This is a genomic window from Streptomyces sp. NPDC015127 (assembly GCF_043080095.1).
In the GTDB taxonomy this organism is placed as follows: domain Bacteria; phylum Actinomycetota; class Actinomycetes; order Streptomycetales; family Streptomycetaceae; genus Streptomyces.
Genome location: NZ_JBIBVE010000003.1, coordinates 563,684 through 587,480 on the forward strand (window position 1 = coordinate 563,684; position 23,797 = coordinate 587,480).

At 73.8% G+C, this 23,797-nt stretch carries 13 protein-coding genes; 11 read left to right on the forward strand and 2 right to left on the reverse strand.

The window, feature by feature from the left end; translation table 11 throughout:
* The first annotated feature begins 8 nt into the window (after window positions 1–8).
* The 6 genes from ACF08N_RS08855 to moeZ all read left to right on the forward strand — a co-directional run bounded on the left by ACF08N_RS08855 (window position 9) and on the right by moeZ (window position 8,120).
* On the forward strand, window positions 9–1,298 hold the full coding sequence (locus tag ACF08N_RS08855) for a DUF3152 domain-containing protein (RefSeq protein WP_392323875.1): 1,290 nt from the start codon (window positions 9–11) through the stop codon (window positions 1,296–1,298).
* Between the two features lie 219 nt (window positions 1,299–1,517).
* Window positions 1,518–3,185, forward strand: a complete 1,668-nt coding sequence (locus tag ACF08N_RS08860; protein WP_392323876.1) for a DUF3492 domain-containing protein — start codon at window positions 1,518–1,520, stop codon at window positions 3,183–3,185.
* Window positions 3,182–5,017 (forward strand): hypothetical protein, encoded by a 1,836-nt coding sequence (locus tag ACF08N_RS08865; protein ID WP_392323877.1) that lies wholly within the window; start codon window positions 3,182–3,184, stop codon window positions 5,015–5,017. The genes ACF08N_RS08860 and ACF08N_RS08865 overlap by 4 nt, the downstream gene beginning before the upstream one ends.
* 152 nt (window positions 5,018–5,169) lie before the next feature.
* On the forward strand, window positions 5,170–6,129 hold the full coding sequence (locus ACF08N_RS08870; protein ID WP_392323878.1) for an NAD-dependent epimerase/dehydratase family protein: 960 nt from the start codon (window positions 5,170–5,172) through the stop codon (window positions 6,127–6,129).
* Window positions 6,117–6,878, forward strand: coding sequence for a spherulation-specific family 4 protein (locus ACF08N_RS08875; RefSeq protein WP_392323879.1), 762 nt, complete (start codon window positions 6,117–6,119; stop codon window positions 6,876–6,878). The genes ACF08N_RS08870 and ACF08N_RS08875 overlap by 13 nt, the downstream gene beginning before the upstream one ends.
* 63 nt (window positions 6,879–6,941) lie before the next feature.
* On the forward strand, window positions 6,942–8,120 hold the full coding sequence (moeZ, locus tag ACF08N_RS08880) for an adenylyltransferase/sulfurtransferase MoeZ (RefSeq protein ID WP_392323880.1): 1,179 nt from the start codon (window positions 6,942–6,944) through the stop codon (window positions 8,118–8,120).
* 125 nt (window positions 8,121–8,245) lie between these two features.
* Here moeZ and ACF08N_RS08885 read toward each other — a convergent pair whose 3' ends face one another.
* The gene (locus ACF08N_RS08885; RefSeq protein WP_392323881.1) at window positions 8,246–9,802 is read right to left on the reverse strand and encodes an alpha/beta hydrolase; all 1,557 of its coding nucleotides are present in this window, start codon (window positions 9,800–9,802) and stop codon (window positions 8,246–8,248) included.
* Between the two features lie 137 nt (window positions 9,803–9,939).
* Window positions 9,940–12,831 (reverse strand): lysylphosphatidylglycerol synthase domain-containing protein, encoded by a 2,892-nt coding sequence (locus ACF08N_RS08890; RefSeq protein ID WP_392323882.1) that lies wholly within the window; start codon window positions 12,829–12,831, stop codon window positions 9,940–9,942.
* A 206-nt stretch (window positions 12,832–13,037) separates the two neighbouring features.
* On the opposite strand from ACF08N_RS08890, the gene ACF08N_RS08895 reads away from it, so the two are divergent.
* The 5 genes from ACF08N_RS08895 (at window position 13,038) to ACF08N_RS08915 (ending at window position 23,773) form a co-directional block, all read left to right on the forward strand.
* Window positions 13,038–13,520 (forward strand): MGMT family protein, encoded by a 483-nt coding sequence (locus ACF08N_RS08895; RefSeq protein ID WP_392323883.1) that lies wholly within the window; start codon window positions 13,038–13,040, stop codon window positions 13,518–13,520.
* Between the two features lie 104 nt (window positions 13,521–13,624).
* Window positions 13,625–17,347, forward strand: a complete 3,723-nt coding sequence (locus ACF08N_RS08900; RefSeq protein ID WP_392323884.1) for a UvrD-helicase domain-containing protein — start codon at window positions 13,625–13,627, stop codon at window positions 17,345–17,347.
* Between the two features lie 99 nt (window positions 17,348–17,446).
* On the forward strand, window positions 17,447–18,682 hold the full coding sequence (locus tag ACF08N_RS08905) for a hypothetical protein (RefSeq protein WP_392323885.1): 1,236 nt from the start codon (window positions 17,447–17,449) through the stop codon (window positions 18,680–18,682).
* A gap of 65 nt (window positions 18,683–18,747) precedes the next feature.
* Window positions 18,748–22,365 carry a UvrD-helicase domain-containing protein gene (locus ACF08N_RS08910; RefSeq protein WP_392323886.1) on the forward strand — a complete coding sequence of 1,206 codons (3,618 nt, stop codon included), beginning with the start codon at window positions 18,748–18,750 and terminating at the stop codon, window positions 22,363–22,365.
* 10 nt (window positions 22,366–22,375) lie between these two features.
* On the forward strand, window positions 22,376–23,773 hold the full coding sequence (locus ACF08N_RS08915; protein WP_392323887.1) for a dipeptidase: 1,398 nt from the start codon (window positions 22,376–22,378) through the stop codon (window positions 23,771–23,773).
* Window positions 23,774–23,797 lie beyond the last annotated feature (24 nt).

Sequence of the window (23,797 nt, forward strand, 5' to 3'; positions counted from 1 at the left end):
CCGGGGCCGTGGGACGACACAGCCGCAAGGGCCCCGCACCCAAGGGCGCCGGCTCCGGGGGTGCACCCGGGGCGGTGTCGGGGGAGCGGGAGACCGCCGTGGCCCCGCCCGGCAGCGGCCGGCGCAGGCGGTCGGCGGGCGCCGGACCCGAGCAGCACATCCCGGCCGCGACCGGCCCCTTCGCCGGTCCGGCCAGGGGCGGACATCCCGAGCACCACGAGCCCGGTGGCGGCTGGGGCGACTGGCAGACCGGGACGGGGCAGCAGGTACGGACCCTGCCGCAGCCCACGACGGTGGGCGGGCCGCGGATACCGGGCCCGCGCCGTGAGTTCGTCGAGGCCTTCGACGCCCCGGCGGCGGGCCCGGGCGGTGACCCGTACGCCTCTGTCACCCACCAGGACCGCGGCCACCGGCGGCCGCCCGGGACCGGCACCGACGACGTGCAGGACGACACGGGGGACGAGGACGGCGAGCGTCCGGCCAAGGGCGGCAAGGGGCGCACGTTCACCGGCATCGCGGCCGCCGCCGTGACCACCGTCCTCGCGGTCGTCGTCGCCGGGCAGGTGGCCGCCGACCGGCACGGCAGCGTCGGCGCCCGGTCGGCGGAACAGGACCGCGGGGCCGTGCAGGACCGTCCGGGCAGGTCGGACGGCAGGCCGGCGCCCCCGCAGGAGGCGGCGCCGCCTCCCGCTGCGCCCACCTACGAACAGCTGATGGCCCGGCAGTTCCCCATCGACCCCGCGCTGCGGGCGTCCGGGGACTTCGAGGCGGTGCCCGGATTCGACCGGGCGCCCGGCAAGGGGCGCAAGATCCGCTACCGGGTCGACGTCGAGAAGGGACTCCGCCTGGACCGGGGCCTGTTCGCCCGGGCCGTGCAGGAGACGCTGAACGACGAGCGGAGCTGGGCGCACGGCGGGGCCATGACCTTCGAGCGCATCTCGTCGGGCGAGCCCGAGTTCGTCGTCACCCTGGCGAGCCCCGGCACGACCGCCACCTGGTGCGCCAAGTCCGGTCTCGACACGACGGTCGACAATGTCTCCTGCGACTCCGCGTCGACGGAGCGCGTGATGATCAACGCGTACCGGTGGGCGCAGGGTGCGGAGACGTACGGGCCGGGCGCGATGATCGCCTACCGGCAGATGCTCATCAACCACGAGATCGGGCACCGGCTCGGGTACAACCACGTGAACTGCCGGACGCCGGGGGCGCTCGCGCCGGTGATGCAGCAGCAGACGAAGTCGCTGGACATCGGGGGCGTCGAGTGCCGGCCCAACCCGTGGGTGCACCCCGGCGACTGAGGCCGCGCGGAGCCGGCCGCAACATCACCTTGAGTGACGAAAACGCACTGTAGCGCGACAGAACGCTACCTGGGTGCGAAAGTTACGTGCATTCACCCCTTCCGGTGGTGCGACGGACAACCGTCCGTCGCACCACCGCCATGTCCGCATAACGTCGTCCCGCTGTGAGCCGCCGTAAACCAACGGTGGCCGTCCACAAGGGAGATCGGGGGTGCACGCGTGCGGATCGGATTGCTCACGGACGGTGGCTATCCGTATGCGGCGGGTGAGTCCGGGCTCTGGTGCGACCGGCTGGTGCACGGACTCGCGCAGCACGAGTTCGACATCTACGCGCTCAGCCACAGCGCCCGGCACGAGGGGCAGGGACTGCCCGCTCTGCCGCCCCAGGTGCGCCGGGTGCGCACCGCGCGGCTGTGGGCGCCGGAGGACGACCGCCTGCGCCTCGGGCGGCGCGAACGACGGCGCTTCGCCGGGCACTTCGGGGACCTGGCGACCGCGGTCTGCGGTGGCGGCGACGGCTTCGCCGACGGGCTGTACGGCCTCGCCGGCCTCGCCCGCGACCACGGCGGACTCCACGCGGCCCTGCGTTCCGAAGCTGCCCTGCGCGCCCTGGAATCCGCCTGCCACGCGCCCGGCGCACACCGTGCCCTGCGGAACGTGACCGTCGCCGACCTGCTCACGGTCGCCGACCGCCTGGCACACGCCCTGCGCCCCCTGTCGCTCGACTGGTACGAGGACGACGCCCTCGCCTCGGCCGACCTCTGCCACGCCGCGTCCGGTGGACCGACGGCGCTGCCCGGCCTGGTGGCCAAACGCTTCTGCGGGGTCCCGCTGCTGGTCACCGAGTACGGCGTCCACCTGCGCGCGCAGTATCTCGCCGGACGCGAGGCCGGACTGAGTGCTCCCGTACGGGCCGTGCTCGCCGGGTTCCACGGGCAGCTCGCCGCCGAGACCTACCGGCAGGCCTCCGTCATCACCCCCGGCAACGGCCACATCCGGCGCTGGCAGGAGAAGTGCGGAGCCAACCGCGCCACGCTGCGCACCGTCCACCCCGGTATGGCGGCGGACCGTTTCACGGCGGTCGGCGAGAGCGACGACGCGGGTGACGGCCGGACCCTCGTCTGGGTCGGCAGGATCGAGCCCGCCAAGGACCTCATCGCCCTGCTCCACGCCTTCGCCGAGATCCGCAAGGAGGAGCCCGCCGCGCGCCTGCGGCTCTTCGGCGCACCGGCGGAGGGCGGCGACGGCGCGACCTACCTCGCCCACTGCCGCGCCCTGGCCGCGCAGCTCTTCCCCGACGAGGCCGCGGGCGCGCACGCGGTCGGGGACAACCCCGTCTCCTTCGAGGAGATCGGCGGCCCCGAGGCGCCCGACCTGGCCGACGCGTACGCCACCGGCGCGGTCGCCGTCCTGTCCAGCGTCGTCGAGGGCTTCCCGGTCAGCCTGGTCGAGGCGATGTTCTGCGGCCGGGCCACGGTGTCCACGGACGTCGGCGCGGTCGTCGAGGTCATCGGCGGCACCGGACTCGTCGTGCCCCCGCGCAATCCGCGGGCGCTCGCGGACGCGTGCCTCGCGCTGCTGCGCGACCCGGAGCGCCGGGCGCGCCTGGGCGCGGCGGCGCGAGCCCGCGCGCTCGAACTCTTCACCGTCGAACAGAACCTGACGGCATTTCGCGGCATTTACCTGGAGCTGATCTCGCACTCACCGGTGCGGCGGGAGGCCGTCGACGCCGACGGCGAGCCCCTGCCCTTCGCGCACCCGGCCGAATCGCACGTGCCGGGCGGCTGGACGGGCACGGGGGCGCACATGCCGAGCTGGGCGGCCCCCGGGGGCGGGCTCGTCGCCGCCGGCACGACACCGGAGCCCGGAAAGGAGGCAGGCCGATGAACGCGGCACGCGTCACGGGAAACTCGGCCCCCGAAGAGCCGACGGCCCTGCCCGACGGCCTCGGCCCCGACACGGAGCCGGCAACCGACGAGGACCACGTCCGGGCCGTGTGGGCACTGGCGGCCCTGACGGCTCTCGACGACATCCGCGCGGAGTCCGCGCCGGAGTCCGCGCCGGAGGCGGCTCCGGAGGCGGAGCCGGACGGGGCGCGCCCCATGCAGGACCGGTCCTGCACGGGGTACGACGCAGCGACCGGGAGTGCCGATCCGGAGGGCGCCGGGGCGGCGCAGACCGGTGCCGGAGCTGTGCAGGACCGGTCCTGCGGGGAGGGCGACCTGTCGCGCTCCGAGACGTCTACGGCGGGTGAGGCGGGGCCGTCTCGTGGCGGGCCAGGCGTGCCCCAGGGCGCCGTCGACCTGTCGGGCGCCGGGGGTTCGGCGGCGAACGGTGAGGACCGGGCCCGTGGCGACGACCGGGTGTCTGTCGTGCCGGGCGGCGAGGAGGGTGGCGGACCGTCCGGCGGCGGCGCGCCGGGCTCCGAGACGTCTACGGCGGATGAGGCGGGACTGTCTGGTGGCGACGAACGGGCGTCCGCCGTGCCAGGCGAACCGGCCGGCGCCGCCGCCGCCGGCGGCTCCGCGCCTGACGGACCGGCGCCTGACGGCTCCGCGCCTGACGGCTCCGCGCCTGACGGCTCCGCGCCTGACGGCTCCGCGCCGGGCGGCGCGGATGTGCGGGACCGTTTCCGCAAAGGGGCCGTGCCCGGGGGCGGGGCCGTTCGGCGTGGTGGTGTCGACCCCGTCAAGGGGCTCATCCACCGTCATCGCGAGCTGTGCGAACAGGCCGTCGACCCCCTGGAGATCGCCGCGGGGCTCGAGGCCCACGGGCTGAGCGACCGCACCGCCGCCCGCTTCCGGCACCGTGACGTCTTCTCCCTCGCCGAGGAGATGTTCGCGCGGGCGGAGCGCACCTCCGCCACCACGGACGACCGCCCGGCGCGCGCCGCCGATTCGCGCGCCGGGCGGCCGGGACCGTACCTGACGCCGCTGCTGCCGGGCGTCGTGTGCGCTCTCGCGGTCGCCGGCGCGGCCGCCACCGAGGGCGCCGCCCGGCTCGCGTCCGGTGCGATCGGCGCACTCGCCACCGGCGCCGCGCTCCTGTTCGCGCTCCGCAGCGGCCCTCTGCGCGCCCGGGGCCGTACGCTCCCCGCCGCTCGCCTGTGGACGCTCTGGCTGTTGCTCTACGCGGCCTGCGGCCAAGGGCTGACGGCCGAGATCGTCGCCGGTGGCCCGGACGACCGGTGGACGATGACCCCCGCACCCCTCGTCGCGCTCGCTCTCGCGGTCGCCCCGGCCGCCTGGTGCGCGGACCTCTTCTCCGTACAGGCGCGCCGCAGGCTCGGCACCAGCCACGGGCTGGACGACCTCGCCGCCGGGACCCGCCCGCTGCTCCTCGCCGTGCTCCTGCTGTACGTCGCCGCGCTCGGCACCCTCGTCGCGCTGACCGGGCTCGTCCTGCCCGACGAGGGGACGCTCGGGCCCGCCGCGGTCCTCGGCACGCTGCTCTTCCTGGCCCGGCTGCTCGTCGTCCACGGCTTCCCGGAGCCCGCGTCGGCCGCACTGGCCGCCGCCTGCGCCGTCGAGGTCACGGCCCCCGCTCTGCTGCTGTCGGGCAGGCTGCCCGGCCTCGATCCCCTCGCGCGCCCCGTGGAGGCGCTGGTCGCGTACGGAGGCGCGGCGGCCGTACCCGTACTGGCCTGCGGGGCCGCCGCGCTCGGACTCGCCGTCCACGCGTTCGCGGTACTCGCCCGGGCCTCGGCCCACACCCCCTGAACACCCACACCGATGGAAGCGGCCGACGTGTTCCGCGGAGCCGACACCGCGGAGCACCCGGCATCCACGGCATCGAAAGCAACACCCCGAAGGAGACTGCGCATGACCCCGCACCACCCAGTCACGGCACGTCGGCACCGAGGAGCCGCACGATGAGGGTGCTTCTGCTCGGTGCCAACGGATTCCTCGGCCGGTTCGTCGCCGACCGGCTCCTCGCCGATCCGGCCGTGCACCTCACGGCGCTCGGCCGCGGTGACGACGCCGATGTGCGCTTCGACCTGTCCGGCGGCAGCCCCGGCGCGCTCACGCGCTTCCTGGGCGCCGTCCACCCCGGTGTCGTCATCAACTGCGCGGGCGCCACCCGCGGCGGTGCCCGGGAACTCACCCGGCACAACACCGTCGCCGTCGCCACCGTCTGCGAGGCCCTGCGCCGCAGCGGCTGCGGCGCACGGCTCGTCCAGATCGGCTGCGCCTCCGAGTACGGACCGTCACAGCACGGCTCGTCGACGGCGGAGGACGCCGTTCCGCGCCCCGGCGGCCCGTACGGCGTCAGCAAGCTCGCCGCCACCGAGCTGGTGCTCGGCTCCGGACTCGACGCGGTCGTCCTGCGGGTCTTCTCGCCCGTGGGGCCCGGCACCCCGGCGGGCTCCCCGCTCGGCCGCCTCGCCGAGGCGATGCGCCGTGCGATGCAGCAGGGCGACGGCGAGCTGAAGCTCAGCGGACTCGGCGTGCAGCGCGACTTCGTCGACGTACGGGACGTGGCGCGCGCCGTACACGCCGCCTCCCTGTCCGCCGCGCAGGGCGTCGTCAACATCGGCACCGGGCGTGCCGTGAAGCTCAGGGACGCGGCGGCCACCCTCGCCCGCGTCGCCGGTTACGGGGGCGCCCTGCACGAACTGGACGCCCCCTCGGGCCGCCCCGGCATCGGATCCCCGCGCTCCGAGTCGGTCGTCGAGCACCTGGCCGCCACGCCCTCCCCGTATCCCGACGGCTGCGGCGGGTGGCAGCAGGCCGACGTGCGCACCGCTCGGGACCGGCTCGGCTGGCGGCCCCGCATCAACCTCGAGGAATCCCTCGCCGACATCTGGATGGAGGCGGCATGCCGCATCTGACGAGTACCGGCGCACGGCTCTCGGCGACCGGCGCGGACAGGCTGGGCTTCGGCATCCCCGGCTACGCCCATCCGCTGCTCGCACCCGTCGAATGGGCCGAACTGACCCGGCCGGGGACCCCGCTGCACTGGGTGGTCCTGAATGTCGCGGACGGCCCCGGCGCCCTGCCCGACCCGCACTGCCTGGAGGCGGCGGGCCGGCTGCGGAACGCCGGGGTGCGCGTGCTGGGGCATCTCGATCTCGCCCACGGCGAGCGCTCGTTCGGCGACATCGTCTGTGACGCTCAGCACTTCGCCGACTGGTACCGGGTCGACGGCTTCCTGCTGGACCGCTGCCCGGTCGAGCGTGCGGAGCTGGCGCAGGTGCGGCGCACCACGGCCACGCTGGACGCCATGACGGACGGCGGCCACCTGGTGCTCGGGCACGGCACGCACCCGTATCCCGGCTATGCGGAGGCGGCGGACCAGCTGGTCACGTTCTCCGGTCCGTGGACGGACTACCGCTGGTCGCAGGTGGCGGAGTGGACGGCGGACTACCCGCCGGAGCGGTTCGCGCACTTCGTCCACGGGGTGCCGCGCACGCATCTGGAGGAGGCCACCCGGATCGCGCGCTGGCAGGGCGCCGGGACGATCTTCTTCACCGACCGGGGAGCCCCGGAAGCGGGAAAGGGGCAAAGCAGCCCATACGAGGCGCTGCCCGGCTACTGGGACGAAATCGTCTCGCAGATCGGACCGGGTGTCTCGGAATGAGGAGGGTCGTGGCAGTGTTACGAGGAGAACAACCGTACTGACTTACCGACCAACGGAGCCCCCGTGTCGCTGCCACCCCTGGTCGAGCCGGCTGCCGAGCTCACCGTAGACGAGGTCCGCAGGTACTCCCGCCACCTGATCATCCCGGATGTCGGGATGGACGGACAGAAGCGGCTGAAGAACGCCAAGGTGCTCGCCGTGGGCGCGGGCGGCCTCGGCTCGCCGGCCCTCATGTACCTCGCCGCAGCCGGTGTCGGCACGCTCGGCATCGTGGAGTTCGACGAGGTCGACGAGTCGAACCTGCAGCGTCAGATCATCCACAGCCAGGCGGACATCGGCCGCTCCAAGGCCGAGTCGGCCCGCGACAGCGTCAAGGGCATCAACCCGTACGTGAACGTCGTCCTCCACGAAGAGCGGCTCGAGGCCGACAACGTGATGGAGATCTTCAGCCAGTACGACCTGATCGTCGACGGCACGGACAACTTCGCGACCCGCTACCTGGTCAACGACGCGTGCGTGCTGCTGAACAAGCCCTACGTCTGGGGCTCGATCTACCGCTTCGACGGCCAGGCCTCGGTCTTCTGGTCCGAGCACGGCCCCTGCTACCGCTGCCTCTACCCGGAGCCCCCGCCGCCGGGCATGGTCCCCTCCTGCGCCGAGGGCGGCGTGCTGGGCGTGCTGTGCGCGTCCATCGGCTCCATCCAGGTCAACGAGGCGATCAAGCTGCTCGCCGGCATCGGTGAGCCGCTGGTCGGCCGGCTGATGATCTACGACGCCCTGGAGATGCAGTACCGCCAGGTCAAGGTCCGCAAGGACCCGAACTGCGCGGTCTGCGGCGAGAACCCGACCGTCACCGAGCTCATCGACTACGAGGCCTTCTGCGGCGTCGTGTCCGAGGAGGCCCAGGAGGCGGCGGCCGGTTCGACGATCACTCCCAAGCAGCTCAAGGAGTGGATCGACGACGGCGAGAACATCGACATCATCGACGTCCGCGAGGTCAACGAGTACGAGATCGTCTCGATCCCGGGCGCGCGGCTGATCCCCAAGAACGAGTTCCTGATGGGCGGCGCGCTCCAGGACCTGCCGCAGGACAAGAAGATCGTCCTGCATTGCAAGACGGGTGTCCGCAGTGCGGAAGTCCTCGCGGTGCTCAAGTCCGCGGGCTTCGCCGACGCGGTGCACGTCGGCGGCGGCGTGATCGGCTGGGTCAACCAGATCGAGCCGGAGAAGCCGGTCTACTGACCGGAACTGCCAAGGGGCCCCGGACCACGGTGCGGTCCGGGGCCCTTGTCGTTTTCCGGCTCCCCCGGTCCCCGGTCCCGGTCGTTCCGGGCCCCGGCCGTGTCCGCCTCAGGACGGGCCCGGCCTCAGGACGTGCAGGTCGTGCCGTCCTTCGGCACCCTGCCGTTCAGCAGGTAGCCGTCCACGGCGCGGTCCACGCACGCGCTGTTGCCGTACGCGCCGTGCCCCTCGCCGCGGTACGTGAGCAGGACGCCGACCCCCTTGCCGAGGGCCTCCTTCATCGCCTTCGCCCCTTCGTACGGGGTGGCCGGGTCGCCCGTGTTGCCGATGACGACGATCGGCGCCGCGCCCGGGGCGGCGACGTCCGGGTGGGACCACGCGCCCTGCACCGGCCAGTCGGTGCAGCCCATCAGGCCCCAGCCCAGGAACGTGCCGAACACGGGCGACGCCTTGCGGAACGTGGGCAGTTTCGCCTTGGTCTGCTCCAGCGTGTACCGCTCCTTGGCGTCGGCGCAGCGGATGGCCGTGCCCGCCGCCTGGATGTTGCTGTAGGTGCCGTTTTCCGAGCGGCCGGTCATCGCGTCGGAGAGCGTCAGCAGCAGGGCACCGTTGCCGCCGTCCGCCTCGTCGAGCCCCTGCTCCAGCAGCTCCCAGTACTCGCGGGCGTACAGCGCCTGCGCGATGCCGTTCAGTGCCTGGCTCTCGGTCAGCTTCCGCTCCCCGATGCCGGTGATGGGCTTCTTGTCCAGCCCGTCCAGGAAGCCGATGATCCAGTTCTGGATCTCCCCGACGGTCGAGCCGGGGAGCTTGCAGGCGTCGCCGCGCCGCACGCAGTCCTTCAGGAAGTTGGTCAGCGCCAGCTGGAACCCCTTGGCCTGGCCGAGCGAGCCCTGCTCGGAGGTGTCGCGCGGATCGACCACCGCGTCGAACACCGCACGCCCCACCCGCTCGGGGAACAGGTGCGCGTACACACCGCCCAGCTCGGTGCCGTACGAGATCCCGAAGTAGTGCAGCTTGTCGTCGCCGAGGACCTGGCGCATCAGGTCCATGTCGCGCGCCGCGTCGGTGGTGCCGACATGGGGGAGTTCGTTCCCGGAGTTCTCCTCGCAGGACTTCGAGAACGACGCGATGTCCTCGGCGTACTGCTTCTCCTCGTCGGCGTCGTCGGGCGTCGAGTCCTGGGCCACGAAGGCGTCCATCTCCCGGTCGTCCAGGCACTCCACGGGCACGCTGCGGCCGACCCCGCGCGGGTCGAAGCTGACCAGGTCGTAGCGGGTGTTCAGGGCTCCGTAGTTCTTGGCGGCGGCGGGCAGGGTCGCCACGCCCGAGCCGCCGGGGCCGCCGAAGTTGAAGACGAGGGAGCCGATCCGGTTCGCCGTGTCCCGGGCGCGTGCGCGGATCAGCGCGAGTTCGATGGTCTCGCCGTCCGGATCGTCCCAGTCGAGCGGCACGTCCAGGAACGAGCACTCCCAGGCGGTGCCTCCGGGCAGCGGCGACGGCTTCGTCCCGCCGCCCTCGGCCTCGGAGGGCGGCGGACAGGGCAGCCACTCCAGCGCCTGGGCGGCGAGATCCTTGGGGCGGTCCTCGTCGTTCGCGCCGTCGTTCCCGCAGCCGGCGGCCAGCAGGACGGCGGCGGCGGTGGCGACGGCGGCCGTACGGGCCGCGGAACGAGTGGTCGGCATGCGGCCATCGTGCGCCGCCCCGGCTTGCTCCGCACGGGCGAACCGTCCATGCGGGTGGCGCATCGGTCAAGGCACCGAACGGGTGGCCCCACTGCTCCGCACGGGTGATTCCCGGACGGTCCGGCCGGGGTCGGCGCTCAGAGCGCACCCTTGCGCGTGAGGTGGTTGAAGGCGAACCACCCGGGAAGCACCGGCAGCCAGAGCGTCATCATGCGGTACAGCAGCACGGCGGGCGCGGCGACCTCCTTGGGCACACCCACCAGCAGCAGGCCGCCCAGGAGCGCGCCTTCGACGGCGCCCACACCGCCCGGCGTCGGCGCGGCCGATCCGAGCGCGTTGCCCGCGAGGAAGACCACGGCGATGCTCGCGTAGCTGATCGACTGGTTGCCGGCGTCGAAGGCGCGCAGCGACGCGTCCAGGCACAGCACGAACACGCCGGTCAGCATGAGCATGCCGCCGATGCCCGTGAGCAGCTTCACCGGCCGCTGGAGCACGTCGAGCATGCGCGGCACCACCCCGGCGAACAGCGACCGCAGCCGGGTGGCGACGAACTTGCGCAGGAACGGGATCGCGGTCACGACCAGCACCAGCACGGCGACCGTGAGCAGACCCGCGATCACGGTCCTCGACGGCGTGAACGACGCCGTCCGCTCCGTGCCCGTCAGGTAGCCGAAGGCCAGCAGCAGGAGGATGTGCGCGCCCAGCCCGAACAGCTGCGAGGCGCCCACACTGGCCACGGCCAGACCCGGCCGCACCCCCGAGCGCTGGAGGAAGCGCGTGTTGAGCGCCACGCCGCCGACCGCGGGCGGGGCCACGATCTTGACGAACGACCCGGCGACCTGCGCGAGCACGGTCCGCCCGAACCCGACCCGCTCGGGGACGAAGCCCAGCAGGCTCATCGCCGCCGCCACATAGCTCAGCGCCGAGAAGGCGAGGGCCGCGGCGACCCAGCCCCAGTGCGCCTTGTCGAAGACCGTGCCGAAGTCGATCCCCGCGATCTGCGACAGCAGGAAGTACGCGGCGACGGCCCCGGCGATGAAGCTGACGAGCGTACGGGGCCTGATGCGCTCCAGACGGACCGGCTCCACGGGTGCCTGTGGGCGGATCAGCAGCACCTGGCGCCGGATCTGCGAGAGCAGGTCCTCCTCGCGGGCCTCCTCCATCGCCTCGTCCAGTGCCCGCTTGTCGGCGAGCTTCTCCGCACGCTCCACCTTGCGGGCGGCCTTGCGGTCGTCGGCCGCGGCGTCGGGCGTACGGGCCTTCCTGGCCGTCTCGGACGCCTCCAGCACCGCCTCGCGCTCGCGCTGCGCACGCTCGCGCGCCTGCTGGCGCAGCGTCGCCCGGGTGGAGCGGGTGAGCGCGATCGGCTGGAGCAGCGGCAGACAGTCGGCGACCTTGTCGGGCCCGAGCACCTCGACGGCGGCGGCGACCGCCCGCTCGGCGCCCACCCGCAGGCCGAGCGTGGTGAGCAGCTGCGCGATGTCCATCCGCAGGACCAGGTCGCTGGCCGCGATCTCGCCGCCGCGCAGGTCGGTCAGGATCACCCGGCCCGCCGGGTCCACCAGGATCGCGTCCCCGGCGAGCCTGCGGTGCGCGATGCGCCGCGACTGGAGCGCCTTCACCTGGCGCCAGGCACCGAGGACCACCTCGTCGGTGATCTCCTTGTCCTCCAGGGAGTCGAGCACCCGCCCGCCCTGGTGCTCGTACACGAGCATCACGGCGTCCGGGCCGAGCTCGGAGGTGGCGATGAGCTTGGGCGCGTTGGCCCCGGCGGCGATCGCCGCGTACGCCAGCAGCGCCTCCTGCTCCAGTGCCTGGCGCAGCGACTGGATGGAGCGGCGGGTGGTGATCGAGCGCAGGGTCAGGCGCCGCCACACCCGGTAGAAGAAGCCGTGCGCCTGCTGCTCGCGGTCGACGACGGTGACATCGAGCGGGGGGCCGTCCTCCAGCGAGACCAGATAGCGCCGGCCGCGGTCCTGGTCGGCGTTCTCCGGCGTGTCATCGGCGCGCATCGCGGACACGGGGTGGAAGCCGACGTGGCGCAGTCCGGCGAGCAGGTTCTGGCCGGTGGGGCGGACGTTGGGGGAACCGACCGCGTAGAGGGTGCCGTACGCGACGGTCCAGCCGAGGAGGATGGTCAGGATGATCGAGAACGGTGTGGTGTAGCCGGCGACCAGCATGGCGAACGCGTCCAGCAGCAGGACCACCCACAGCGCCACGCGCCAGCGCGGCCGGCGGGCCATTCCCACGGCGGTCATGTACGCGATGACGGGGGCAAGGTAGCCGTGCACCGGGTCCGTCAGCCCGTTGTTCTGCGGCTGAGTCAGCGCGTCCTGGAGGCTGCCGGGGGCGCTGCGGGAGACCCACAGGTCGGTGGCGAGCGTCACACCGTGGGCCAGGACCGCGGCGAGCACGCCGTCGGCGATGCGCAGGCCGTCCCGCTTGATCAGGCGTTCGATGGCGAAGGCGACCGGCACGAGCAGGACGGCGATGCTGGATACGAGGCCTCCGAGCTTGACCAGCAGGTCCGGGGCCTGGCCGGTGCCCTTGCTGATGTCCGACTCGAGACCGGTCGTGGTGCCCTGGGCGAAGGCGGCGACGGCCAGGACGATCACGATGGCCAGGATGCCGATCAGCAGCCGCATCAGGTCGGAGGGGCGGTGGACGCGGGCGGCGAGCAGCGGTTCGTCGCCGGAGACCCGGTCGGCCCCCAGCACGTCGGCGCGCGTGGAACCGTGGGGGCCGCCGGCGGTGCCTGTGTCCTTGGGCGGGGTGGCGCCTGTGTCCTTGGGCGGGGTGGCGTCTTCGGGCGTGCGGGCGTCGGCGGCGCCCTCTTCGGGCGTGCGGGCGCCGGCGGTCCGCGCGGCGTCGGCGGCGGGTGTGGCGGCGGGCGCGCCGGCCGTGGGTTCCCCGGCCCGCGACGGCTCCCCGGCCGCCGTGGGCTTCGCGGCGTCCGGGCCAGTCGGCGGAACGGGCAATTCCGGCCGCGGCTCTCGCTCAGGGCCGCCTGCCGCCTTCGAAGGCTGCACGCCCTGCTCCTTCGCCGTCTCGGTCTCTTCTTGATCTCGTATCACCAGTCACCGCCCGCACGATGGTGGCACGACCGGACGACGCAGAGGGGCATCAGGGTGCAACGCGGAGGCGTCGGCCGCGCAAGATGCTCCCCTATGTCGCCGATGGACCGGTTCGCCCCCTCTCCGGGGCCTTGTCGGTGGCATGAGGCAGGATGGGTCGGATGGACGACCGGATGGACGAGGTGCCCCAGTACCCCGCATACGCAGAGCGGGTCCTGGAGGTCGCCGAGCTGATCCCCGCGGGCCGGGTGATGACATACGGGGACGTCGCGGAGTGGCTCGGCGAGGGCGGCCCCCGCCAAGTCGGCCGGGTAATGGCACTGTACGGCGGCCCCGTGCCGTGGTGGCGCGTCGTGCGGGCCGACGGGGCCCTGCTGCCCGGCCACGAGCTGCGCGCCCTGGACCACTACCGCGCGGAGGGCACACCGCTGCGGGACGCGTCGCGCGTCGCCGAGGGGCATCTGCCGCGCCTCGATATGAAGCGGGCGCGGTGGGACGGCGTGGAGCACCGCGACGGCGGTCCGGACGGCACCGTTCCGGGAGATGTGCCTCACAGCGAAGGGGCTCACAACGGGGCTCACATAGGACAGCTTCCGCCAAACGGCGGCGCCGCGGGCGGTCCGACGACCGTACGGGGTACGTGACGCGACCGCTGCCCGCGCGGGGCGGCCTGGCGTAGCGTCCCCTCCGCGCGGCACGCACCGCAGCACTCTCCTCATCGGCACACCCACCAGGACCGGCGATCCACGTGAGTTCCTCCTCCACAACCGGGCGCACGGCGTACCCGCATCAGGTACGCCGGAGGTCCCCTGGCGCGTACCGGCTGGTGCGCACACCGCCGGTCCCCGCGGAGCCCCCTCACCTGGACGCGGCGCAGCGCGCCGTGGTTGACCACGGCCACGGGCCGCTGCTGGTCCTCGCCGGGCCGGGGACGGGAAAGACGACCACGCTGGTGGAGGCCGTCGCCGCGCGGATCGCCCGAGGCGCGGACCCGGCGCGCATCCTGGTGCTCACCTTCAGCCGGAAGGCGGCGGTCGAGCTGCGCGACCGCATGGCGCTGCGACTGGGCGGGGCGCACGGGCCGCAGGCGACCACGTTCCACTCCTTCTGCTACGCCCTCGTGCGGGCCCACCAGGACGCCGACCTGTTCTCCGAGCCGCTGCGCCTGCTGTCCGGACCGGAGCAGGACGTCGCCGTACGCGAACTGCTCGCCGGCCAGATCGATCTGGAGCGCCACGGCATGGCCGGCGTGCGCTGGCCCGACGAGCTGCGGGCCTGCCTCACCACGCGCGGCTTCGCCGACGAGGTGCGGGCGGTGCTGGCGCGCAGCCGCGAGCTCGGCCTCGGCCCGGACGCCCTGGCCCGCTTCGCGGCCCGTACCGGCCGCCCCGACTGGGGCGCGGCCGCGGCCTTCCTGGCCGAGTACCTGGACGTGCTGGACATGCAGGGCGTGCTCGACTACGCGGAGCTGGTGCACCGCGCGGTGCTGCTGGCGGAGAGCGTGCTGTCGCCGGGCGACCTTCCGTACGACGCGGTGTTCGTGGACGAGTACCAGGACACGGATCCGGCGCAGGTACGCCTGCTGCGGGCGCTCGCGGGCGGAGGCCGCACGCTGGTCGCCTTCGGCGACCCCGACCAGTCCGTCTACGCCTTCCGCGGTGCCGACGTGAACGGCATCCTCGACTTCCCGGACGCCTTCCGGCACGCGGACGGCAGGCCGTCGGACGTCGCCGTGCTCACGACGTCCCGGCGCAGCGGGGCCGCGTTGCTGGAGGCGACGCGCCTGCTGACGCGCCGCATGCCGCTGACCCGGCTCCCGGCGGACAAGGTCCGGGCGCACCGGGAGCTCGCGGCGGTCCGGGAGGGCGGCCGGGTCGAGGCGTACACCTACCCGACGGCTTCCACGGAACTCGACAACATCGCGGACATCCTGCGCCGGGCCCATCTGGAAGAGGGCGTGCCCTGGCATGAGATGGCGGTCCTGGTCCGCGCGGGCGGCCGCACGATCCCGTCCCTGCGCCGCGCCCTGACGTCGGCGGGCGTCCCCCTGGAGGTCGACGGCGACGACATCCCGCTGCGCCACGAACCGGCGGTGTCCCCGCTCCTGACGGCACTGCGAGCGGCGGCAACGGCAGCGGCGCGCGGTACGGCTGTGGACCGGGCAGAGGGCGCCGCCCAGGCGGGCGACGCCTCCGAGACGGCACCCGGCCCGGCCGGTGATGCGCCGCGCGCGGAGGCGCCGGCGGACGAGGGCGCGGGTGACCCGGAGGGTGCCGGCGACGCGCCGCGCGGGGAAGTTGCGGTGGGCCGCTCCGGGGCCCAGGAGGCCGTTGGTGCGGCCCGGGAGGACGCGAGTGAGCCCGTAAGGGCCGGGGAGGCATCGGCCCCCGGCGACGCGCCACGCGCGGAGGGCGTCGACGCCGAGGAGCCGCCCACCCCGGCCGGTGACGTACCGCGCGCGGGCGACAAGACCGTAGCCGCGGACGCCCCCGGCGCCGAGGGCGCGGGCGACGGGCACGTGATCGAGGATGCCCCCGGCGCCGTGGCCGGGGGCGCTCCCGGAGCCGGGGGCGACGGCGGTACCCAGGACGCGCACGCCTGGATGGACACCGAGACCGCCATCGGGCTCCTCACCTCACCCCTCGGCGGTATGGACTCCGCCGACCTCCGGCGCCTCGGTCGTGCCCTGCGCGACGAGGAGCGGGCCGGGGGCAACCGGCTGCCGCCCCCCTCCGACCAGCTCGTCGCCCGCGCGCTCGCCGAGCCCGAGCGCCTCGTCGCGCACGACCCCGCCTACGCCCGTGGCGCCCAGCGGCTCGGTGCCCTGCTGCGCAAGGCCCGGGAGCTGCTCGAAGGCGGCGGCACCGCCGAGGAGGCGCTGTGGCTGCTGTGGGACGGCACCCCCTGGCCGCAGCGCCTGGAGCGCGCAGCCTTCCGCGGCGGCGCGGCCGGCCGCAACGCCGACCGCGACCTGGATGCCGTCTGCGCCCTCTTCGAGACCGCCGCGCGCGCCGAGGAACGCACCGGCGGCCGGGGCGCGCTCAACTTCATCGAGGAGCTCGACGCCCAGGACATCGCCGCCGACACCCTCTCCCGCAGGCAGGTCCGCCCCGACGCCGTACGGCTCATGACCGCACACCGCTCCAAGGGCCTGGAGTGGAGTCTCGTCGTCGTCGCCGGCGTGCAGGAGGGCCTGTGGCCGGACCTGCGGCGCCGCGGCTCCCTCCTGGAAGCCGACCGCATCGGACGCGACGGCCTCGCCGAGCCCCTCACCCCCGGCGCTCTCCTCGCCGAGGAGCGCCGTCTCTTCTACGTCGCCGCCACCCGCGCCCGGGACCGTCTCGTCGTCACCGCCGTCAAGGCCCCCGCCGACGACGGCGACCAGCCCTCCCGTTTCCTCACCGAACTCGGTGCCGAGCCGCGCGACGTCACCGGCCGCCCCCGCCGCCCCCTCGCCGTCGCCCCGCTCGTCGCCGAGCTGCGGGCCACCACGGTGGACCCGGACGCCTCCCCGGAGCTGCGTGACGCCGCCGCCCGCCGGCTCGCCCGCCTCGCGGCGCTCACCGACGACGAGGGCCAGCCCCTGGTGCCGTCGGCGCACCCGTACCGCTGGTGGGGCATGTTCGATCCCACGCACAGCGCCGTACCGCTGCGCGACCGGAATCAGCCCGTCACCCTGTCGGGCAGCGCGCTGGACCAGCTCGCCAACTCGTGTGCGCTCCAGTGGTTCCTGGGGCGCGAGGTGAAGGCGGACGCCCCGTCCACCGCCGCCCAGGGCTTCGGCAACGTCGTGCACGTCCTCGCCGACGAGGTCGCGTCCGGCCGCAGCCCCGCCGACCTCGCCGTCCTCATGGAAAGGCTCGACTCCGTCTGGGACGCCCTCGTCTTCGACGCCCCCTGGAAGTCGAAACAGGAGAAGGAGCACGCGCGCGTGGCGCTCGAACGCTTCCTGCGCTGGCACGTCATGGACCGTGGCGGACGCGCCCCCGCGGCGACCGAGCACGACTTCGACGTGACCCTGGAGGCGGGGGAGTACGAGGTGCGCATCCGCGGCTCCATGGACCGTGTCGAACGGGACGCCCAGGGCCGCGCGTACGTCGTGGACTTCAAGACCGGCAAGCAGTCGCCCACCCGGGACGAGGTCGCCCGCCACCCCCAGCTCGCCGTGTACCAGCTCGCCGTCCGCGAAGGCGCCGTCGACGAGGTCTTCGACGGCCGCCGCCCGGAGCCGGGCGGCGCCGAACTCGTCCAGCTGCGCCAGGCCGCCGCCAAGAAGGAGGGCGGAGATGCCCTTCCGAAGGTGCAGGCGCAGGAGGCGCTCTCCGGGGAGTGGGTCGGCGATCTGCTGGCCACCGCCGCCGGCCGGGTGCTCGACGAGCGCTTCACGCCGTCGGCGGGCCAGCACTGCACGCACTGCGCGTTCCGCGCGTCGTGCAGTGCTCAGCCGGAGGGCCGCCAAATAGTGGAATGATCGGTGTTTTTGTCGGGGTTTTCACCCTTTTCCTGCATCCAATGAAGGTCCACGGCAGCCGGTACGGGCTGCGGCAGGCGGAACTTCGAGGAGCGACACATGGCGGCCACGACAAAGTCCCTGGCCACGGCGATCGCGTGCATCAGCGCGATCGCCGTACTGGCGGGGTGTTCCCAGGACGGCGGCATCAAGGCCAAGGGCGCGGCGGGCGAGGGGCAGGCGCCCGCCACCGTGACGAGCGGTGCGACGGGTGATTCCCTCAAGGGTCTGAGTGCCGATCAGATCGCCGAAAAGGCGGTCGAGGCGACGAAGACGGCCACGTCGCTGCGTATGAAGGGAGAGATCGACAACGAAGGCGAACCGGTCTCCCTCGACCTCGCCATGGACGCGAAGAACAACTGCACGGGCCGCCTGGGCATCAAGGACGGCCGCGCGGACCTCCGCAGGCTCGGCGAGGTGCTGTACATGAAGGGCGACGAGGCGTTCTGGCGTGCCTCGCTGAGCCGCCGCGCGGTCGCGCCGGACGGCGGCAACAACGACACCGTGATCGAGCTGATGAAGAACCGCTGGATCAAGATGCCCTCCCGCGCCATCGAGGACATGCAGGGCGTGTGCGACCTGGACGAGATGCTCGCCGACCTGGGCAAGGACAAGGCGCGCCGTACGGGCATGACACTCGGCAAGGACACCCGGATCGGCGGTGTGCCCGCGGTGACCCTCGTGAAGAAGAAGGGCCGGGAGACGACGACCGCCTACGTGGCGAAGGAGGGCAAGCCGTACCTGCTGAAGGTCGTCAAGGCGGGAGGCGACGAACCGGGCACGATCGAGTTCTCGGACTACGACAGGCCCGTGGCGGTCAAGGCACCGCCCGCGGACGAGGTCCTCGACCTGGAGGACCTGGGCGCCACCATGCAGTCCGGTACGGATACGGGCACGGGCGCCGACACCGAATCGGCGGGTCCGGGCGCGGCGAGCGCCGAACCCGGCGCCGGACCGGACGCGGACGCGGGCACAGATTCCGGTACGGACGCGGGCAGCGGGTCCGGCACGGCGTCGGCGGAGTCGGGGACCGGCACGGACAGCGACACGGCGGCCGGCACGGAGGGCCCGGGCGCCACGGACGGCACGAAGAGCGACGACAGCACCGGCACCGGCACCGGCTCCGGTGACGCCGAGACCGACGCCGACGCCGACGCCGACGCCGACAACGAGGGGACGGACTCCGGCACCGGCACGGCCCCGTACAACACCGGCTCCGGCACCGGCTCAGACTCCGGCGCGGACACCGGATCCGGATCCGGATCCGGCGAGGGTGACGGTGCCGCCACTCCCTGACCCGCGCCTCCGCACCCGGCCCATGGGGACCACCGTTGTCGGTGGTCCCCATTAGCCTCTTTGGGGTGACCGCACGCATCACCGATCCCGAGCAGCTCAAGGAGCTCCTCGGTATCCCCTTCACCCCGGAGCAGACGGCTTGCATCACCGCGCCGCCTGCCCCGCAGGTCATCGTGGCCGGTGCGGGCTCGGGGAAGACGACGGTCATGGCGGCGCGCGTGGTGTGGCTTGTCGGCACCGGTCAGGTCGCCCCCGAGCAGGTCCTCGGTCTCACGTTCACCAACAAGGCGGCGGGCGAGCTCGCGGAGCGCGTCCGGACCGCGCTCGTGCGGGCGGGGGTGACCGACCCGGACGCGATCGACCCCGACAACCCTCCGGGCGAGCCCCGCATCTCGACGTACCACGCCTTCGCCGGACAGCTGCTCACCGACCACGGCCTGCGCATCGGGCTCGAGCCCTCCGCCCGGCTCCTCGCCGACGCCACGCGCTACCAGCTCGCCGCGCGGGTGCTGCGCGAGGCACCGGGGCCGTATCCGGCGCTCACGCGGTCGTTCCCCTCGCTCGTCAGCGACGTGCTCGCGCTCGACGCGGAGCTCGCCGAGCATCTCGTGCGCCCCGAGCAGTTGGCGGCGTACGACGCGGAGCTGCTGCGCACGCTGGAGACCGCGAAGCTGACCAACGCCGACCTCCGCAAGGTCCCCGAGGCGGCGGCGGCCCGCAGGGAGCTGCTCGATCTGACCGTCCGTTACCGGGCCGCCAAGCGCGAGCGCGATCTGCTCGACTTCGGCGACCAGATCGCGCTCTCCGCCGAGCTTGCGCTCACCAGGCCCGAGGTCGGCACGATCCTGCGGGACGAATTCCGGGTCGTCCTGCTCGACGAGTACCAGGACACGTCCGTGGCGCAGCGGCTGCTGCTGTCCGGTCTGTTCGGTCAGGGCACGGGGCACGCCGTCACCGCGGTCGGCGACCCCTGCCAGGCGATCTACGGCTGGCGCGGGGCGTCCGTGGCCAACCTGGACGACTTCCCGCTCCACTTCCCCTTCTCCCCTGGCCTCCGGAATGGGGAACCTCACAGCAGCCCCGCCCGCCGGTTCTCGCTCAGCGAGAACCGGCGCAGCGGTGGCCGGCTGCTGCACCTGGCCAACGGGCTTGCGGCCCCGTTGCGCGCGATGCACGAGGGCGTGGAGGCACTGCGGCCCGCTCCCGGCGCCGAGCGGGACGGCACCGTCCGCTGCGCCCTGCTGCCCACGCACGCCGAGGAGATCGCCTGGCTCGCCGACTCGATCGCCCACTTGGTGCGCACCGGCAAGGAGCCCGGCGAGATCGCGGTCCTGTGCCGTACGGCGGGCGACTTCCCCGAGATCCAGGCGGCGCTGGTCGCCCGTGACGTCCCCGTCGAGGTCGTCGGCCTGTCCGGCCTGCTGCACCTGCCCGAGGTCGCCGACCTGGTGGCCGTGTGCGAGGTCCTCCAGGATCCGGGCGCCAACGCCTCGCTCGTACGCCTCCTGACCGGTCCGCGCTGGCGGATCGGACCGCGCGACCTGGCGCTGCTCGGCCGCCGGGCGCGCCTGCTGGTGCACCGGACCGGCGCCGACGACGACCCCGACCAGCGCCTCGCCGCGGCCGTCGAGGGCACCGACCCGGTCGAGGTCGTCTCGCTGGCCGACGCGCTGGACACCTTTTCGGAGCCGGGCGGCGGGGAGGACGACGGCCTGCCGTTCTCGGCAGACGCGCGGGTGCGGTTCGCCCGCCTCGCCGCGGAGCTGCGCGATCTGCGGCGGTCGCTGGCCGACCCGCTGATGGACGTCCTGCACCGGGTGCTGTCCGCCACCGGCCTGGAAGTCGAGCTGTCCGCGTCCCCGCACGCCCTCGCGGCCCGCCGGCGTGAGACCCTCGCCAACTTCATGGACGTCGCTGCCGGATTCGCCGCGCTCGACGGGGAGGCGACGCTGCTGGCCTTCCTCGGCTTCCTGCGCACCGCCGCGCAGTACGAGAAGGGCCTGGACAACGCCCTCCCGGGCGGCGAGAACACGGTCAAGGTGCTGACCGCCCACAAGTCCAAGGGCCTCGAATGGGACGTCGTCGCCGTGCCGGGCCTCGTCGCCAAGCACTTCCCGAACGACCAGGCGCGCGAGTCGTGGACCTCGCAGTCCAAGGTGCTCCCGCATGCGCTGAGGGGTGACGCGGAGACGCTCCCGGACGTCGAGTCGTGGGACGCGCGGGGTTTGAAGGCGTTCAAGGACTCCATGAAGGACCACCAGTACACGGAGGAACTGCGCCTGGGGTACGTGACCTTCACCCGTCCCCGCTCGCTCCTCCTCGGCTCGGCGCACTGGTGGGGCCCCAGCCAGAAGCGCCGCCGAGGGCCCTCCGCGTTCCTCCAGGCGCTGTACGAGCACTGCGTGCAGGGCCACGGCGAGATCGAGGTCTGGGCGGAGGAGCCCGAGGAGGACGCGGAGAACCCCGCGCTGCGGACGGCGGACGCGGACCACGCGTGGCCGCTGCCCCTGGACCCGGCGTCCCTGTCCCGCCGCCGCGAGGCGGCGGAGACCGTACTGACCCACCTGGCGTCCCTGGCGTCCCTCGCGACGGCACCGGACACGCCGACGGCACCGGACGCGCCGACGGGTCCGGACGCACCGGCCGTTGCGGACGCGCCCGACGACTGGGCCTGGCCCGAGGAGCCCCCGGACGGCGAGGAGGAGCCGCCCTTCGACGACGCGGACCTCACGCCGCTCGTCCCGCACCAGATGGACCGGCACCACGAGCCCGCGGCCGCCCCACCGGTCGCGACGCCGCACGAGCCGGGCGACGGGGTCGCATCGCCGACGCACCACGAGCACGGGCCCGGCCACCGGCTCACGGCCCCGACGCCCCACGAGCCAGGCCACCAGGTCACCGAGCCGTCCGCGCGCCGTGCCGTCGGCGCGCCCCGGGGCATGGGCGACCTCACCCCGGAGGACGCCCGCACCATCGCCTCGTGGGACCGCGACCTCGACGCCCTCACCGGTGAGCTCCGGCGCGCCCGTGCCGCCACTCGTGACGTCCTGCTGCCGCGGTCCCTGTCCGCCTCGCAGCTCCTGCGCCTCGCCGCCGACCCCGACGGCTTCGCGCACGACCTCGCCCGCCCCATGCCCCGGCCGCCGCAGCCCGCCGCGCGCCGCGGCACCCGGTTCCACGCATGGGTGGAGTCGCGGTTCGAGGAGCTGCCGCTGCCCATGCTCGACCCGGAGGACCTCCCCGGTGCCCCGGGCGCCCCCGGAGCCGCCGCCGACGTGCACGACATCGCCGACGAGCAGGACCTCGCCGCCCTCAAGGACGCGTTCGACCGCACCGAGTACGCCCGCCGCACCCCGTACCGCGTCGAGGCGTCCTTCCAGATCACGCTCGCGGGCCGCGTCGTCCGGGGCCGTATCGACGCGGTGTACCGCACCGGGGAGCACACGTACGAGATCGTCGACTGGAAGACCGCCCGGGACGGCACGGCCGACCCCCTCCAGCTCGCCGTCTACCGCCTCGCCTGGGCGGAGCAGCAGGGCGTCCCGCTGGAAGCGGTCTCCGCCGCGTTCGTCTTCGTCCGCAGGGGGGAAGTCGTCAGACCCGGCGGCCTTCCGGACCGCGCGGGACTGGAGCGCATCCTGCTGGGTGGGACGGCCGACGGGTCGGAGCCGGTGGCCCGTTAGGCTCAGGACCATGAGCCAGACCCCGGACAACGCCGTCCGTACGTACATCGAGCACCACAGCGCCGCCTTCGTCGACGACCTCGCCGCCTGGCTGCGCATCCCGTCCGTGTCGGCGCAGCCCGAGCACGACGACGACGTACGGCGCAGCGCCGAGTGGCTCGCGGCCAAGCTTGCGGAGACCGGCTTCCCCGTCACCGAGGTCTGGCCGACCCCGGGCGCTCCCGCGGTGTTCGCCGAGTGGCTCTCCAGCGACCCGGACGCGCCCACGGTGCTGGTCTACGGACACCACGACGTGCAGCCCGCGGCCCGCGAGGACGGCTGGCGCACCGACCCGTTCGAGCCGGTGATCGAGGACGGCCGCCTGTACGCGCGGGGCGCCGCCGACGACAAGGGCCAGGTGTTCTTCCACACCCTCGGCGTGCGCGCGCACCTCGCCGTCACCGGCCGCACGGCACCCGCCGTCAACCTCAAGCTGATCGTCGAGGGCGAGGAGGAGTCCGGCTCCCCGCACTTCCGCGCCCTCGTCGAGGAGCACGCGCACCGCCTGGCGGCCGACGCCGTGATCGTCTCCGACACCGGCATGTGGTCGGAGACGACGCCCACGGTCTGCACCGGCATGCGCGGCCTCGCCGACTGCGAGATCACGCTGTACGGCCCCGACCAGGACATCCACTCCGGTTCGTTCGGCGGCGCCGTCCCCAACCCGGCCACGGTCGCCGCCCGCATCGTCGCCGCGCTGCACGACGACGAGGAGCGGGTCACCGTCCCCGGCTTCTACGACGGCATCGCGCCACTGAGCGACACCGAGCGCGAGCTGTTCGCCGAGCTTCCCTTCGACGAGGAGACCTGGCTGCGCACCGCCAAGTCCCACGCCACCCTCGGCGAGGCCGGGTACACCACGCTGGAGCGCATCTGGGGGCGCCCGACCGCCGAGGTCAACGGCATCGGCGGCGGCTACCAGGGCGCCGGCGGCAAGACGATCGTGCCGTCGTCGGCGTTCGTGAAGCTGTCGTTCCGCCTGGTCGCCGGGCAGGAGCCGGACAAGATCGAGCGGGCCGTCGAGGACTGGGTCGCCGCCCTCGTCCCCGCCGGGATCCGCCACGAGATCGTCTTCGGCGCCGCCACCCGGCCGTGCCTGACGCCGCTGGACCATCCCGCCCTGCGGTCGGTCGTCCGTGCCATGGGGCGCGCCTTCGACGGCGAGAAGATCCGCTTCACCCGCGAGGGAGGCTCCGGCCCGGCCGCCGACCTCCAGGACGTGCTCGGCGCCCCCGTCCTGTTCCTCGGCATCTCCGTACCGTCCGACGGCTGGCACGCACCCGACGAGAAGGTCGAGCTGGACCTGCTCCTCAAGGGCGTGGAAGCCTCCGCCCACCTGTGGGGCGACCTGGCCGACGCACTTCGCTGAACCGACACCGATCACCCCGGGGGA